This is a genomic window from Paenibacillus sp. ATY16 (assembly GCF_003399985.2).
Taxonomy (GTDB): domain Bacteria; phylum Bacillota; class Bacilli; order Paenibacillales; family Paenibacillaceae; genus Pristimantibacillus; species Pristimantibacillus glycanilyticus.
In genome coordinates this window covers 1-319 of the sequence record NZ_NMOK02000039.1, presented here as the reverse complement: position 1 = coordinate 319, position 319 = coordinate 1, and the positions used below count along the sequence as shown (strand labels likewise).

The window sequence follows — 319 nt, the reverse complement described above, 5'->3', positions numbered from 1 at the left end:
GGCCAGCCGTAACCAGGTCCCATCTCTGCCGGAGACACCGCCCCTGGCCAGCCGTAGCCGTAACCATGCCCCATCTCTGCCGGGGATACTCCCGTCGGGCCATAGCCGTAACCAGGTCCCATCTCTGCTGGGGACACCGCCGTTGGGCCATAGCCGTAACCAGGTCCCATCTCTGTTGGGGACACCGCCGTTGGGCCATAGCCGTAACCAGGTCCCATCTCTGCCGGGGACACTGCCCCTGGGCCATAGCCGTAACCAGGTCCCATCTCTGCCGGGGACACTGCCCCTGGCCAGCCGTAACCAGGTCCCATCTCTGCCG

The 319-nt window shown here is 66.1% G+C and carries 1 pseudogene; it reads right to left on the bottom strand.

Annotation, left to right across the window (positions count from 1 at the left end):
- Positions 1-319 (bottom strand): annotated as a pseudogene (locus CFI03_RS23240) (hypothetical protein); the annotation flags it as partial.